We start from the raw sequence: 13932 nt of genomic DNA on the forward strand, positions 1-13932 counted from the left end.
GTCACCTCACCACCAGATCGACGAGGATGTTGACCGAGTTCAGCACACTCTGTCCTTTGGCTTTCGAGTAGTCGGTGTAGAGCAGCTCGACCGGATACTCCCGCCAGGGCAGGCCGGTGCGGCCGAGCTCGAGCACGATCTCTGTGGCGTGCGCCATGCGGTCTTGCTTCAGATCGATCTGCTCGGCGGCGTCGCGGCGGATCACCCGGAGGCCGTTGTGCGCGTCGGTGAGCTTCAGACTGGTGGTGAGGTTCGTCACCCACACTGCGGTCTTCAACATGACCTTCTTGATCCAGCCGGGGTTGGTCCGGTCGTCGAGGAAGCGCGAGCCGAAGACGATCGCGAGGTCCTCCGCACGCGCTAGCTCGAGCATCCCGAGGGCATCTTCGATACGGTGCTGGCCATCGGCGTCGAAGGTGACGATGTACTCGCACTCCGAGTGGCTGAGCGCGTAGGTGATGCCGGTCTGCAGTGCGGCACCCTGACCCAGGTTGACGGGGTGCTGGACGAGCATCGCTCCCGCCTCCGTGGCGATCCGTGCGGAAGCGTCGCTGGAGCCGTCGTCGACGCAGATGACGTGGGCGAACTCCTGACGCAACTGGGTGATCACACTGCCGATGACGCTGGCTTCGTTGTACAGGGGGATGACGATCCAGGCTCGCCGATCGGGCGTTCGAGGTGAGGGGACGCTCGGGGACATGATTCCATTGTGTCAGGTGTCTTTCCGGTCACCGTGAACCCCGAGCCCGTTGGACGAGATGACGAAACGAAACAGAGTGATCGTCGCGACCCGGCTGTACACCCCGGAGGTGACCGCCGCGAGCTTCCGGATGGAGGCGCTCGTGCAGGCCATGACGACGAGCGCGGACGTGACCGTGCTCACCACCCGGCCGCCAGCCGGCAGCGTCGCGCGCGCTGAGGACACCGCAGCCAGGATCAAACGGATGCCCGTGCTGCGCGACCGCTCCGGCGCGATCCGCGGGTACGTGCAGTACCTGTCGTTCGATATCCCTCTGTTCTTCCGTCTGCTCGTGAACCGTGCCGACGTTATCGTCGCGGAGGCGCCACCTACCACGGGGTTGGTGGCTGCCGTCGCCGGCATGCTCACCAGGCGACCGGTTGTGTACTACCCGGGGGACGTGTGGTCGGATGCCGTGGCCTCGACGGAGGCGCCAGGACTGGTGGTGCGACTGATGACAGCGGTCGAGCGCTTCGTGCTCCGGCGTTCCGCGCGGTCGATCGCCGTGTCGGCGGAGGTCGCCGAACGTCTGGTCGCGGTCGGTGCGCTGCCCGAGCGCGTCGTCGAGGTGGGCAACGGCATCGACACGGATGTGTTCCGCCCCGATGTGTCACCCGCCGCCGCCGAGCGTCCGTACTTCGTGTACACGGGAACGATGTCGGAGTGGCAGCAGCCCGACGTGTTCGTGCGCGCATTGGCCGAGCTGGACGACGTCGACGTCGATATCCGGTTCTTCGGCCAGGGATCCGTGGAGGCGGAACTGAAGGCGCTGGCGGACACGCTGGTGCCCGGCCGCGTGCACTTCGGTGGGCTCGTGCCGCCTGCAGGCTCGGCGTCCTGGATCAGGGGAGCGGTGGGTGCGCTCGTGAGCATCGTGCCCGGGATCGGCTACGATTTCGCACGACCGACGAAGACGTACGCTGCGGCCGCCGTCGGCACCCCCGTGCTCTTCGCGGGGGCGCAGACGGGCGCCGAGGTCGTTCGGGCCGCGGGTCTCGGTGAGGCCAGCGACTTCACGGTCTCCGAGGTCGCGCAGGCGATGCGACGACTCGTCGCCCAGGCACAGGACGGGACGACGGAGCGCGAGCGTCCGCGTCGAGCGCAATGGGCCGTCGACACGGTGTCCTGGAGCACGGTCGGTGGGAAGGCCGCCGATGTCGTGCGGAGCGTGCTTGACGGTCTGCGCGGCCGACGCCGGTAGAATCGCCTGTGGTGCCGCCACGTCCTGGCATCATGCAAGGAGCGCTGTGACCGAATCATCCCGCGTGCGGATCGTCGAATCCGCTGATGTCTCCTCGGATGCCTCCATCGGCGACGGCTCCTCGATCTGGCATCTCGCACAGGTGCGGGAGCAGGCGCAGCTCGGCGAGAACTGCATCATCGGGCGGGGGGCCTACGTCGGCACCGGCGTCGTCATGGGCGACAACTGCAAGGTGCAGAACTACGCGCTCGTCTACGAGCCGGCGCGGCTCGGCGACGGTGTCTTCATCGGGCCGGCCGTGGTCCTCACCAATGACACGTATCCGCGGGCCATCAACCCGGACGGCTCGATCAAGAGCGCGCACGACTGGGAGCCCGTCGGCGTCACGATCGAGACGGGCGCGGCGATCGGTGCCCGGGCGACGTGCGTCGCCCCGGTCACCATCGGCGCGTGGGCGACGGTCGCCGCGGGAGCGGTGGTCGTCAAGGACGTCCCGGCGTATGCACTCGTGGCGGGTGTGCCCGCCAAGCGGATCGGCTGGGTCGGCGAGTCCGGCGTACCGTTGACCGCCGGCGCCGAGGCCGGTGTATGGATTTGCCCGCAGAGCGGCGAACGCTATGCGGAGAACGATGGAACCCTGACCAAGGAGGCAGTGTGAGCGAGTTCATCCCCCCGGCGAAGCCGATCATCGGCGACGAGGAGCGCGAGGCCGTCGACCGGGTGCTCCGCAGCGGCATGGTCGCCCAGGGGCCGGAGGTCGCTGCCTTCGAGGCGGAGTTCGCCGATCACTTCGTGCAGGGGCGTCCGTCCGTCGCCGTCAACAGCGGCACCGCCGGCCTGCACCTCGGGCTGCTGGCTGCGGGCGTCGGTGCGGGCGATGAGGTCATCGTTCCGTCGTTCACATTTGCCGCGACCGGCAACTCCGTCGCACTCACCGGCGGCACGCCGGTCTTCGTCGACATCGAGCCGGAGACCTTCTCCCTCGATCCGGCCGCCGTCGCCGCCGCCATCACCCCGAACACCAAGGGCATCCTGCCCGTGCATCTTTACGGGCACCCGGCCCGCATGCGCGAGCTCGAGGCGCTGGCCGCTGACCGCGGTGTCGCGCTGTATGAAGACGCCGCGCAGGCGCACGGCGCTTCGCTGGACGGCCGCCCTGTCGGCACGTTCGGACAGTTCGCCATGTTCAGCCTCTACCCGACGAAGAACATGACCAGTGGTGAAGGTGGCATGGTCACGGCGGAGAACGCCGGGATCGCCCGGATGCTGAAACTGCTCCGCAACCAGGGCATGGAGCGTCAGTACGAGAACGAGATCGTCGGCTTCAACGCCCGTATGACCGACATCCACGCCGCCATCGGGCGTGTGCAGCTGACGAAGGTCGACGCGTGGACGGCTCAGCGCCAGGCGAACGCCGCGTTCCTGGATGCCGAGCTGCGAGGCGTCATGACGCCTCCGGTCGCCGAGGGCGCCGTGCACGTCTACCACCAGTACACGATCCGCGTCCCCGAGGACCGTGACGGCTTCGTCGCGGCTCTCAAGGCGGAGCACAATGTGGGCTCGGGCGTCTACTATCCGATACCGAATCACCGCCTGCCGTCGCTCGCACCCTACGCACCGGATCTGGACCTGCCCGAGACCGAGCGCGCCGCCCGCGAGGTGGTGTCGCTGCCGGTGCACCCGTCGCTGTCGCAGGACGACCTCGATCGCATCGTCACCGCAGTGAACACCCTCGCGGGAGCGGGCGCCTGATGGTGTTGCGGGCGGGTCTGCTCGGCGTTGGGATGATGGGACGCCATCACGCGCGCGTCCTGCGTGAGGTGGACGGCGTCGACCTGGTCGCTATCGCCGACCCCGGAGGAGACCCGCACGGTGTCGCCGGCGACCTCAGCATCCTGCCCGACATCGAAGCCCTCATCGATGCGGGCATCGACCTCGCCGTCGTCGCCGTGCCGACGCGTTTCCACGAGGACGCGGCGCTCAAACTGGCCGCCGCCGGAGTGCACACGCTGGTGGAGAAGCCCATCGCGCACAGCATCGAGGCCGGACAGCGCATGGTGGACGCGTTCGAGAGCGCGGGCCTGGTCGGCGCGGTCGGTCACATCGAGCGCTTCAACCCCGCGCTGCAGGAGCTGCGCCGTCGGATCGAGGCCGGTGAGCTCGGTGCGGTCTACCAGGTGGCGACGCGCCGGCAGGGGCCGTTCCCGTCCCGCATCGCCGACGTCGGAGTGGCGAAGGACCTCGCCTCGCACGACGTCGACCTCACGGCCTGGGTCGTGCAGTCCGACTACGAACGCGTGTTCGCGCAGACGGCGTTCAAGAGCGGCAGAGAGCATGAGGACATGATCACGATCACCGGGCGCACCATGTCGGGTGTCATCGTGAATAACATCGTCAATTGGCTCTCGCCCATGAAGGAGCGGTTGACCGTGGTCACAGGCGAGAAGGGCGCGTTCGTCGCCGACACCTCGACCGGCGATCTCACGTTCTACGCGAATGGCACCATTCCGCTGGAGTGGGAGTCCGTGTCGACGTTCCGTGGCGTGTCCGAGGGCGACGTCACCCGCTACGCCTTCGCGAAGCGGGAACCCCTGCGCGTCGAGCACGAGGCGTTCCGCGACGCGGTCCTGGGAGCCGACAGCGACGTGGTGACGATGGCCCAGGGCTTGCGCACGCTCGCAGTCGTCGGGGCCGCGCTGGAGTCCGCGCGCACGGGCAGCTCGATCACGATCTGAGGCCCGAGGGGTCCGGAGGGATGACTCCGCACGAGCTCCTTCCGGATCTCGGGCTCAGACGATCGCTTCCAGAGCGTCCAGGAACACCCGGCTCTGGGCGTCACGCGTGAACTGCGTGCCCTCGGCGAGCGATGGGGCCTGTACGCGTCCGGTGCGCGACTTCTCCTCGGCCATCGCGTATAGAGCGTCCGCGATCGCCGCGGGGTCATTGCTGACGACGCCGAGCCCGTTGTCGCGTATCAGGTCGCCGGCGGCGCTGTCCTCGAGCCCGGTCATGATGATCGGGCGCGCAGCTCCGATGTACTCGAAGACCTTGCCGCTCAGCACGCCCTTCTCGCCGGGGTCGTTCCACAGCAGAAGCAGCAGCGCGTCGGAGTCGGCTTGGATCTGCAGCGACTCCGCGTGGCTCACCTTCCCGTGCTGGCGGACGGCGGCATCGAGCCCCAGCGACTCGATGGCGGCAGCGACCTCGGCCGAATGCGGACCGTAGAAGTCGACGGAAATGCGGGTGTCCGGGTGCGCACGCAGCAGCTCCGCAACGCCGCTGAGGAACGGCAGGGGATCGCGTCTTTTAGGGATCACCCAGCCGCAGTAGGCGATGCGCAGTTCGGAAGAGGACGGGTGGTACTCGAGATGCGCGAAGTCCTGGGGGTCGTAGCCATTGGTGACCACGACCGTGGGGACCCCATACGCAGCTTCGAGTTCGTCCGCGAGGGGGGCGCTGACCGTGGTGAGCAAGGCAGCGTCCGACACGTGCCGACGCTCGACAGACGAGTCCAGGCGACGTCGGAGCGCGCCGTACGGGTAGTAGGTGCTGTTGGAGAGCAGGTCACGGTAGTCGACGGCGAGCTTGGCCTCGAAGTGCTTCGCCAGTCTGGAACCGAGCATCAGGGCGCTGAACGGGCCGACGCTGGTCACGACCACGTCAGGGCGCCAGTCCCATGCGGCGGCGTGGCGCCCTGCGGCTTTCGCCCACCGGCCGTAGATGTCCGGCCAGACGAACTTCATCGCGATGGCGTAAGCGACCGACGCGGCACGGTGCCACGGCCGCGGCTTCTTCGGTTTGAGGCTCTGCACGCCGGAGACGGCCTTCATCATCGGGTCCGCCACGCGGTGGATGGTCAGCCCGGCGTGCTCGGGGACGATGAGACCCTCGTCCGCGCCGTCGCGGGTGAGCACACGCACCTCGTGCCCCGCGGAGGCCCAGAACGAGGCGAGCTTCGAGATCCGCACGGCGGCGATCTTGTTCTCGGGCGGGAAGAACGGGCAGATGAGCAGGATTCGCATGTTCCGGGTCTCCTGGGAAGGGCGGGCGGGGGAGGGAGCGGACGAAGCTACGGCACAAGTCCGGCGAGCGACGCTTGGAACCGGAAGTCGGGTACCTGCGCGACGACTTCGTCGAAGGTGCCGAAGCCCAGGACGCGACCCTGATCGAGGTAGCAGACCTGGTCGTAGTGCCGGATGGTGGCGAGACGGTGCGCCACGGTGATGAAGGTCACCTTGCCGTGCAGCTCGTTCATCGATTCGACGACTCGGTTCTCGGTGGCCGTGTCGAGCGAGCTCGTTGCTTCGTCCATGACCATCACCAAGGGATCGGTGTAAAGCGCCCTGGCGATCCCGAGTCGCTGTTGCTGCCCTCCGGATACCGAGGAGCCGCGTTCGCCGAGACGCTCCTCGAGTCCGCCGGGACGCTCGGCAATCTCGCTGATGTGCGCTCGTCGAAGAGCCTGGACGACACGGTCGGGATCGTAGTCCTGCTCCCACGTCAGCGCGACGTTCTGCGCCACGGAGCCGTCGAACAGTGCCACCCGCTGCGGCACATACCCCACGCGCTGACGCCACTGATGCAGGACACGGTCCACGGGGTGCCCGTCGATCTCGAGAGTTCCCGACGTCGGTACGCTGAGGCCGAGGATGATATCGATCAGCGTGGACTTCCCGGCGCCCGAAGGACCGACGATAGCGAGGCTGGATCCGAACGGGACGCTCAGATCGAGGTCCTTCAAGACCGGTCCGCGGTCACCGTCGTAGCTGAAGGAGACGTTCCGCAACCGCAGCTCGCGGGGGTGCAGGGGCAGGCTCTCGGAGTCGCTCGGCTCGGTCTGCACGGCCGTGTTCGTCTGCGTGAGCTGTCGGATCACGTCCCTCGCGTAGACCTCGTTCGAGGATGCGGCTGTGAGGCTGGCCTGCACAGCGTTCATCGAGGGGATCATCCGGAATCCGGACGCGGCGAACAGCGATATGGCCACGACAGCCTCCGCGGCGCCGCCGGTCAGGAATGCCGAGGCGCCGATGAGGACGAATCCGCCGATCAGGGCGGCCTCGAAGGCGTAGCGCGGGACGATGGTCATGAAGGCGAGGTTCGCCCGCGATCGGGTCGCAACCGCTCGGTTCTTCGAGATGACGCGCCCGGCCTCGTCAAGCTTGCCCCGCAACGTGACCTCTTTCAGCGCCTCCACCATCTCCGTCATCACAGTCGCGACCCGATAGGAGTAGTCACGACTGCGTTGGCCTTCGGATTTCGAACGACGGGAGAGCGTGAGCGAGATGGTTCCGGACACGATCGAGAGGTAGACGAAGGCGATCAGTGCCGTCAGCGGCTGAGCGATCACGAGGATGAGCAGTGCCGCGAGGAACGTGAACAGGTTGCCGGGCACTTGGGAGAGCGCGAGAAGGAATCCGCGGTTCGCGCTGCCCACCGAGGAATCGACCACGCGCGTGAGCTCCGCAGTGCTGATCCGCGAACGGTCCTCCCAGCTTGAGTGGGTGTACGCGGCGAACAACCTGTCGCCGAGGTCCAGCTCGTACCTGGCGAAGCGGCGCGTGGCGCGCCAGTGCAGCGTCGCCGCGAGCACTCCCTTGAGGATGAACAGCGCGGCGACGGCGACCACGACCCAGGCCGTGGCCGACTCGGGGAGCGGGCCGAAGAACGGGATCTCGATCGGTTTGTCGGTGACGAAGGTGTTCACCGCGAGGACAATCAGAGCCAGCGCCGCGGTGTCGAGGATCGCGAGCAGGCCTGTGGCGATCGAATACCAGAGATAGAACGGGCGGGCATCGCGCGGAAGCACGCGGAACAGATCGAGCAGTGTCCGCCAGATGCTTCTCATCGGGGTGAGTCTCCTTGCTGTTTCACAGGGCTACGCCGACGCGGGAAACCCTCATGGATCCTACCCGTTGGCATTCGGGCGGATCTGTGGGCGTGCGCAGAGACGCGGAGGCGTCGCTCTTCACCCGTGTGCGAGGATGGACGGCAGCTGAACCGACGGGAGACCGATGCGCCACGCCGCCGCCAGAGAGCAGGCTTCGGAGACCTGCCTGATCCTCCTCACGAACTGCTTCCCGTTCGCCCCCGGCGAGGAGTTCCTCGAATCGGAGATCGGCCACCTCGCGGCGGCATTCGATCGTGTGCTCCTCATCCCGGTCGTCCGCAGCGTCGGACAGACACGGAGACGGGCGACTCCGGAGAACGTCGAGGTGATCCTCCCCGAAGCCGTCAGCACGGCGAAGGCTGGCATCCGGAGAGCTCTTCGCTATGTGGTCCGGCACCCCGTCAGAGCCGCGGCGGCTTTCGGGCGCGCATTGCGATCCTTCCCCCATCCGCGGCGGATCTTCGTAGACCTCCGTCTCGATCTGCTCGCCTGCACGGTCGCCGACGAGGTGGCAGCACCGGTCCGCGCGCGGCTCGCTCCGGGAACGCGCGCCGTGTTGTACAGCTACTGGATGATGGTGCCGGCGCGGACGGCGGTGCGACTGGCTGACCGGTTGGGCAGTCGGACGGTGCCGGTGATCAGCCGCGCACACGGCTACGACGTGTTCTCCGAGCGTAGCCCTGGCGACTTCCTGCCTCAGCGCGAGCTGCTCCTCTCCCGCGTCTCGGAGGTCTTCACCGCTTCAGAGCACGGGGCGGACTACCTCCGGACGAAGTACCCGGACTACGCCGACCGCATCAAGACTGGCCATCTCGGTGTCGCACCGGCGAGGTCGGCAGGCAACGTGGTGCAACACCCGCTGAAGGTGTACACCTGCGCCTACCTGGTGCCGGTGAAGCGCATCCCGCTGCTCATACAGGCGCTTGCCGTCGCGCAGCGTCGGGGGCTGAAGGTCACCTGGACCCACATCGGCTCAGGGGGCGGGGAGTATGCCGCTGCTGTCGAGAGACAGGCGGGCGAACACCTGGAGTCCGGAACCTTCGAGTTCCTCGGCGACCTCACCAACGACGAAGTCCGCGCGCAGTACACAGCACAGCCGGGCGGTGTGTTCGTCAACGTTTCCGAATCGGAGGGGGTTCCCGTGTCGATCATGGAGGCACTCGCACAGGGGTTTCCCGTGATCGCCACGGACGTCGGGGGCAACAGCGAACTGATCGACGTCGATGGCGGGATGTTCGACGGACTGCTCCCGGCTACGCCGACCGCCGAGGAGATCGCCGACCGACTCGAGCTGCTGACCGCTGCGGAGACGGATGACTACCGACGGTACGTGGAGGCGAGCATCGCGCACTGGCAGCGAGCATGGTCGAGCGATGCGAACTACTCCGCGTTCAGCGCACACCTGCTCGGCGCGGCGCGCGCAATCTGACAGCCTGTCCGCGCGCATCGCCCCGCAGCGGCTTGCCTAGGATGGGTGTCGTGAAGATCATGAGTGTCGTGGGCGCGCGCCCGCAGTTCGTCAAGCTCGCCCCCATCGCCCACGCCATGCAGGCTGCCGGCCACGAGCACGTCATCGTGCACACCGGCCAGCACTACGACCCGATGCTTTCGGACGTTTTCTTCCGCGACCTCGGCATCCCCGAGCCGGACGCGCACCTGGGTGTCGGTTCCGCTTCACACGGTGTTCAGACGGGCGCGATGCTCGCCCAGATGGATGAGGTGCTTGCGCGTTTCGAGCCGGACAGTGTCCTCGTTTACGGCGACACGAATTCCACGCTCGCGGCGGCCATCAGCGCGGTGAAGCTGCACTACCCCGTGGCGCATCTGGAGGCAGGGTTGCGGTCCTTCAACAGGGCGATGCCCGAGGAACACAACCGCGTACTCACCGACCATTCCGCCGATCTCTGCCTCGCACCCACTGAAGTGGCGATGGGCCACCTCGCAGAGGAGGGACTCTCCGCGCGGTCGGTCTTGGTTGGCGACGTCATGACCGACGTGCTGTACCAGGTTCGTGATGCTGTGATCCGCGAGGGCTCGACCGCCGCTGCAGGCATCAGTGGTCCGGGGGAGTACTACGTGGCCACCATTCACCGCGCCGAGAACACGGATAGCCCTGAGCGGCTGCGCGAAGTCGTTGCGGCCTTGGCTGCCGCGGACAAGCCGGTGATCCTGCTGGCGCATCCGCGCGTGCGCGCCAAAGCGGCCGAGCACGGCATCGCGCTCGACGCGGGCGCGTTGCGAACGCGGGATCCACTCGCGTACCCGGAGCTGATCGCCGCGGTTCTCTCGAGCGCCGGCGTCGTGACTGATTCCGGAGGCCTGCAGAAGGAGGCCTTCCTGCTGAGGGTGCCGTGCACCACAGTCCGGCGTGAGACCGAGTGGGTGGAGACGGTCGATCTCGGATGGAATGTGCTGGCGAACTCCGCGGAGGAGATCACCGCCGCACTGACGAGGCCGGCGCCCGAAGCGACCGAGGCGGCCCCGTACGGCGACGGGCATGCCGCGACACGCGCGGTGAACGCGATCGTCGCGGCTTTCGGCGGCTGAGCACTCGGCGCAGGGCGCCAGCGTGGCCATGTGGTTCTGCGATACGATTCGGCCGTGCTTCTGACTATCGGGATCCCCACCTACAACCGCGCCGAGGACGTCAGGAAGACCGTGACGGAGATTCTGGCGCACGAGGATTCTGAACTGGTCGACATCGTCGTCATCGACGACGGGGGAACCGACGACGCCGCTGAGCGCCTGCGCGCAGATCCGGCGGTCGTCGACAGGGTCCGCGTGCTGCGGAACCCGGAGAATCTGGGTTACGCAGGCACCTTTGCGAGGTTGTTCCGCGAGTGCGAGACCGAGTACCTCATGCTCACGGCCGATGACGACCGTGTCCTGATGGAGAACATCCGAGCCCTTGTGGAATACCTGAGCGACCACGCCCCCGTTTTCGTCTCTCCCCAGTTCCTCAGAGATGGGCGAGTTTCCCGGGGACGCTCGTTCACCGGGGCGATCGCCCCCAGGGACTTCCTCGCGGCATCCGCGCACGCGCCGGGCCTGGTGTATCGCGTGGAGGACTGCCTGCCCGCGCTGGGGGAGCTCGCGGAGCGAGCGGAGGCCGAGGAGGTCGACGCCCTCGTATACCCGCAGGTGCACATCGCCATGCGCCTGATGCTGGCTGGCGAACGCTGCACCTGGCTCGCGCTGCCCACCGTCGCCGAAGGTGCGTACCGGCCATCGGGTATCCGGGATGCGGCAGGGGGCCAGTACTGGTCGGTCGAGTCGCGTTGGAAACAGCTGCAGGCATACGACGCTCTTCTCTCCCGGTGGACCGCCGACGATGCGAGCGGGCGGGCGCAGGAGATGCTCACAGCGCAGCGGGACCGCGCCTTCCATGCGATCGCGAGCGCTATCCGCATGGAGCACCCTGACCTCGGCGCCGCGTTCGACGAGGGCGCTCGTCGGCGTTATCAGAGAACCCTGCGAAGCCGCATCCTTGCCGTGCCGATCGTCGGGTGGGTGGTGCGCCAGCGCCGGTCTTTCGCACGCCGATCATGACGGTGCTCCCCCTTCCGAGGGGTCTGTCGCGCGCGGGCATCATCCGCCGAATAGCCCCATAGACTGGACCCCATGCGTATCGCCGTCGTGGCCCTCGGAAAGATCGGGCTTCCCCTCGCCGTCCAGTTCGCCTCCTCCGGTCACGATGTGATCGGTGTCGATGTCAACCAGAAGGCGGTCGACATCATCAACGCCGGGCAGGAGCCGTTCCCCGGTGAGGCCCACCTGGCGGAGAAGCTGCAGGAGCTCGTCCCCTCCGGCCGTCTGCGCGCCACGACCGATTACGCCGAGGCGATCCCGGGAGCCGACGCCGTCGTGCTCGTCGCACCCGTGTTCGTGAACGACGAGACATGGGAGCCGGACTTCCAGTACATGGACTCGGCGACGCGATCGCTCGCCGAGCACCTCACGCCCGGCACCCTGGTGTCGTACGAGACGACGCTGCCCGTGGGGACGACGCGGAACCGGTGGAAGCCCATGATCGAAGAGGGCTCCGGCCTGACGGAGGGCACGGACTTCTTCCTCGCTTACTCGCCGGAGCGCGTGCTCACCGGGCGGGTCTTCGCTGACCTGCGCAAGTACCCGAAGCTCATCGGCGCGCTGTCCGACGAGGGAAACCGTCGCGCCCGCGAGTTCTACGAGTCCGTCCTGCAGTTCGACGAGCGTCCCGACCTCCCTCGCCCCAACGGTGTGTGGGACCTGGGAACGACGGAGGCCTCGGAGATGGCGAAGCTCGCCGAGACGACGTACCGCGACGTGAACATCGGTCTGGCCAACCAGTTCGGTCTGTTCGCCGCTGCACACGGCATCGACGTCTACAAGGTGATCGAGGCCTGCAACTCGCAGCCGTACAGCCACATCCACCGCCCCGGCATCGCCGTCGGCGGACACTGCATCCCGGTCTACCCCCGCCTGTACCTGTCCACCGACCCCGACGCCGACATCGTGCGCGTCGCGCGCCAGCTCAACGCCTCCATGCCGGAGCGCCTGGTGGCGCAGGCGGAAGGCATCCTCGGCGACCTGAGCGGTCTGCGAGCGGTCGTGCTCGGGGCCGCCTATCGCGGCGGCGTCAAGGAGACGGCGTTCTCCGGCGTGTTCCCGACGGTGAAGGCTCTCCAGGACCGCGGCGCGCAGGTCGTGGTGCACGATCCGCTGTACAGCGACGAGGAACTCGGACGCCTCGGCTTCGACGCGTACGAGTTCGGCGGCGAGGCGGACCTCGTGATCCTGCAGACGGATCACGCCGACTACCGCGAAGTGTCGCCGGCGGACCTGCCGGGGGTCCGGCTGCTCGTCGACGGGCGCAACGCCACGGATGCGGCTCGCTGGGCGGGGACCCCGCGGATCGTGGTGGGCGCTGCGGCCTGATCGGCCCGGTGACCCGACCTCCCAGGCGCGCCCCGATACGATGGGGAACATGGATCTTCTCGTCGTCGGGTCGGGTTTCTTCGGCCTCACCATCGCCGAGCGCGCCGCGGAAGCGGGCCGCACGGTGACCGTCATCGACCGCCGCTCGCACATCGGCGGCAACGCCTACAGCGAGGCGGAGCCCGAGACCGGGATCGAGGTGCATCGCTACGGTGCGCACCTGTTCCACACGTCGAACGCGACGGTGTGGGAGTACGTCAACCGCTTCACGTCGTTCACGAACTACGTGCACCGCGTCTACACGACCCACAAGGGCGTCGTCTTCCCGATGCCGGTGAACCTGGGGACGATCAACCAGTTCTTCCAGGCCGCGTACACGCCGGACCAGGCTCGCGCTCTCGTCAAGGAGCAGGCGGGCGAGTTCGATGCGAAGTCCGCGACGAACTTCGAGGAGAAGGGCATCGCCCTCGTCGGCCGCCCGCTGTTCGAGGCGTTCTTCCGCGACTACACCGCGAAGCAGTGGCAGACGGACCCGCAGAAGCTCTCCGGCGACATCATCAGCCGGCTCCCGGTGCGCTACACCTACGACAACCGGTACTTCAACGACACCTGGGAGGGCCTGCCCACGGACGGCTACACGGCGTGGCTCGAGCGGATGGCCGACCACCCCCGCATCGAGGTGAAGCTGGACGTCGACTACTTCGACGAGTCCCAGCCGCTGAACAAGAAGGCGACCGTCGGTCAGGTCCCGGTGGTCTACACCGGTCCCGTCGACCGCTACTTCGACTACGCCGAGGGGGCGCTGAGCTGGCGCACGCTCGACTTCGAGCAGGAGGTGCTGGACGTCCGCGACTTCCAGGGCACCAGCGTCATGAACTACCCGGACATGGACGTGCCGTACACGCGCATCCACGAGTTCAAGCACTTCCATCCGGAGCGCAAGGACGTCTACGAGTCCGAGAAGACCGTGATCATGCGGGAGTTCTCCCGGTTCGCCGAGCGCGCCGACGAGCCGTACTACCCGGTGAACACCCCGGCCGACCGCGAGGGCCTGCTGGCGTACCGCGAGCTCGCGAAGGGGGAGAAGGACGTCCACTTCGGCGGTCGCCTCGGCACGTACCAGTACCTCGACATGCATATGGCCATCGGGTCGGCGCTGTCGCTCTGGAACAACACTCTCTCCTAGAC

12 protein-coding genes are annotated in these 13932 nt (G+C 67.5%); 9 read left to right on the top strand and 3 right to left on the bottom strand.

The window, feature by feature from the left end; translation table 11 throughout:
• Position 1: 1 nt before the first annotated feature.
• Positions 2 to 700, bottom strand: coding sequence for a glycosyltransferase family 2 protein (locus M4D53_RS07745; RefSeq protein ID WP_187663701.1), 699 nt, complete (start codon positions 698 to 700; stop codon positions 2 to 4).
• Positions 701 to 776: 76 nt separating this feature from the next.
• Between M4D53_RS07745 and M4D53_RS07750 the strand changes: the two genes are divergently transcribed.
• Genes M4D53_RS07750 through M4D53_RS07765 form a run of 4 tightly spaced genes read left to right on the top strand, consistent with a single transcriptional unit; the run spans position 777 to position 4675 of the window.
• A complete protein-coding gene (locus M4D53_RS07750; RefSeq protein ID WP_187663702.1) occupies positions 777 to 1940 on the top strand; it encodes a glycosyltransferase in 1164 nt (387 codons plus the stop codon).
• Positions 1941 to 1986: 46 nt separating this feature from the next.
• Entirely contained in the window at positions 1987 to 2598 is a 612-nt protein-coding gene (locus tag M4D53_RS07755; protein WP_232089213.1) for an acyltransferase, read from the top strand.
• Entirely contained in the window at positions 2595 to 3692 is a 1098-nt protein-coding gene (locus M4D53_RS07760; RefSeq protein ID WP_187663704.1) for a DegT/DnrJ/EryC1/StrS family aminotransferase, read from the top strand. Before M4D53_RS07755 ends, M4D53_RS07760 begins: the two co-directional genes overlap by 4 nt.
• On the top strand, positions 3689 to 4675 hold the full coding sequence (locus tag M4D53_RS07765) for a Gfo/Idh/MocA family protein (protein WP_259953273.1): 987 nt from the start codon (positions 3689 to 3691) through the stop codon (positions 4673 to 4675). The genes M4D53_RS07760 and M4D53_RS07765 overlap by 4 nt, the downstream gene beginning before the upstream one ends.
• 54 nt (positions 4676 to 4729) lie before the next feature.
• On the opposite strand, the gene M4D53_RS07770 is transcribed toward M4D53_RS07765, so the two are convergent.
• A complete protein-coding gene (locus tag M4D53_RS07770; RefSeq protein ID WP_259953178.1) occupies positions 4730 to 5962 on the bottom strand; it encodes a glycosyltransferase in 1233 nt (410 codons plus the stop codon).
• Between the two features lie 47 nt (positions 5963 to 6009).
• Positions 6010 to 7785 carry an ABC transporter ATP-binding protein gene (locus tag M4D53_RS07775; protein ID WP_187663706.1) on the bottom strand — a complete coding sequence of 592 codons (1776 nt, stop codon included), beginning with the start codon at positions 7783 to 7785 and terminating at the stop codon, positions 6010 to 6012.
• A 166-nt stretch (positions 7786 to 7951) separates the two neighbouring features.
• Between M4D53_RS07775 and M4D53_RS07780 the strand changes: the two genes are divergently transcribed.
• From M4D53_RS07780 to glf, 5 genes are all read left to right on the top strand, one after another.
• The gene (locus M4D53_RS07780) at positions 7952 to 9256 is read left to right on the top strand and encodes a glycosyltransferase (protein ID WP_259953181.1); all 1305 of its coding nucleotides are present in this window, start codon (positions 7952 to 7954) and stop codon (positions 9254 to 9256) included.
• Positions 9257 to 9306: 50 nt separating this feature from the next.
• On the top strand, positions 9307 to 10374 hold the full coding sequence (wecB, locus tag M4D53_RS07785) for a non-hydrolyzing UDP-N-acetylglucosamine 2-epimerase (RefSeq protein ID WP_259953192.1): 1068 nt from the start codon (positions 9307 to 9309) through the stop codon (positions 10372 to 10374).
• Positions 10375 to 10428: 54 nt separating this feature from the next.
• The gene (locus M4D53_RS07790) at positions 10429 to 11376 is read left to right on the top strand and encodes a glycosyltransferase family 2 protein (RefSeq protein ID WP_187663709.1); all 948 of its coding nucleotides are present in this window, start codon (positions 10429 to 10431) and stop codon (positions 11374 to 11376) included.
• A 72-nt stretch (positions 11377 to 11448) separates the two neighbouring features.
• Positions 11449 to 12744, top strand: coding sequence for a nucleotide sugar dehydrogenase (locus M4D53_RS07795; RefSeq protein WP_259953199.1), 1296 nt, complete (start codon positions 11449 to 11451; stop codon positions 12742 to 12744).
• A gap of 49 nt (positions 12745 to 12793) precedes the next feature.
• A complete protein-coding gene (gene glf / locus M4D53_RS07800; RefSeq protein WP_187663711.1) occupies positions 12794 to 13930 on the top strand; it encodes a UDP-galactopyranose mutase in 1137 nt (378 codons plus the stop codon).
• Positions 13931 to 13932 lie beyond the last annotated feature (2 nt).

The sequence above is a fragment of the Microbacterium meiriae genome (assembly GCF_025143875.1).
In the GTDB taxonomy this organism is placed as follows: domain Bacteria; phylum Actinomycetota; class Actinomycetes; order Actinomycetales; family Microbacteriaceae; genus Microbacterium; species Microbacterium meiriae.

Excerpts from the sequence above, each read along its gene's own strand:
- M4D53_RS07745 (WP_187663701.1), bottom strand. The coding sequence starts at position 700 with ATGTCCCCGAGCGTCCCCTCACCTCGAACGCCCGATCGGCGAGCCTGG.
- M4D53_RS07770 (WP_259953178.1), bottom strand. The coding sequence starts at position 5,962 with ATGCGAATCCTGCTCATCTGCCCGTTCTTCCCGCCCGAGAACAAGATC.
- glf (WP_187663711.1), top strand. The coding sequence starts at position 12,794 with ATGGATCTTCTCGTCGTCGGGTCGGGTTTCTTCGGCCTCACCATCGCC.
- M4D53_RS07795 (WP_259953199.1), top strand. The coding sequence starts at position 11,449 with ATGCGTATCGCCGTCGTGGCCCTCGGAAAGATCGGGCTTCCCCTCGCC.
- M4D53_RS07780 (WP_259953181.1), top strand. The coding sequence starts at position 7,952 with ATGCGCCACGCCGCCGCCAGAGAGCAGGCTTCGGAGACCTGCCTGATC.
- M4D53_RS07775 (WP_187663706.1), bottom strand. The coding sequence starts at position 7,785 with ATGAGAAGCATCTGGCGGACACTGCTCGATCTGTTCCGCGTGCTTCCG.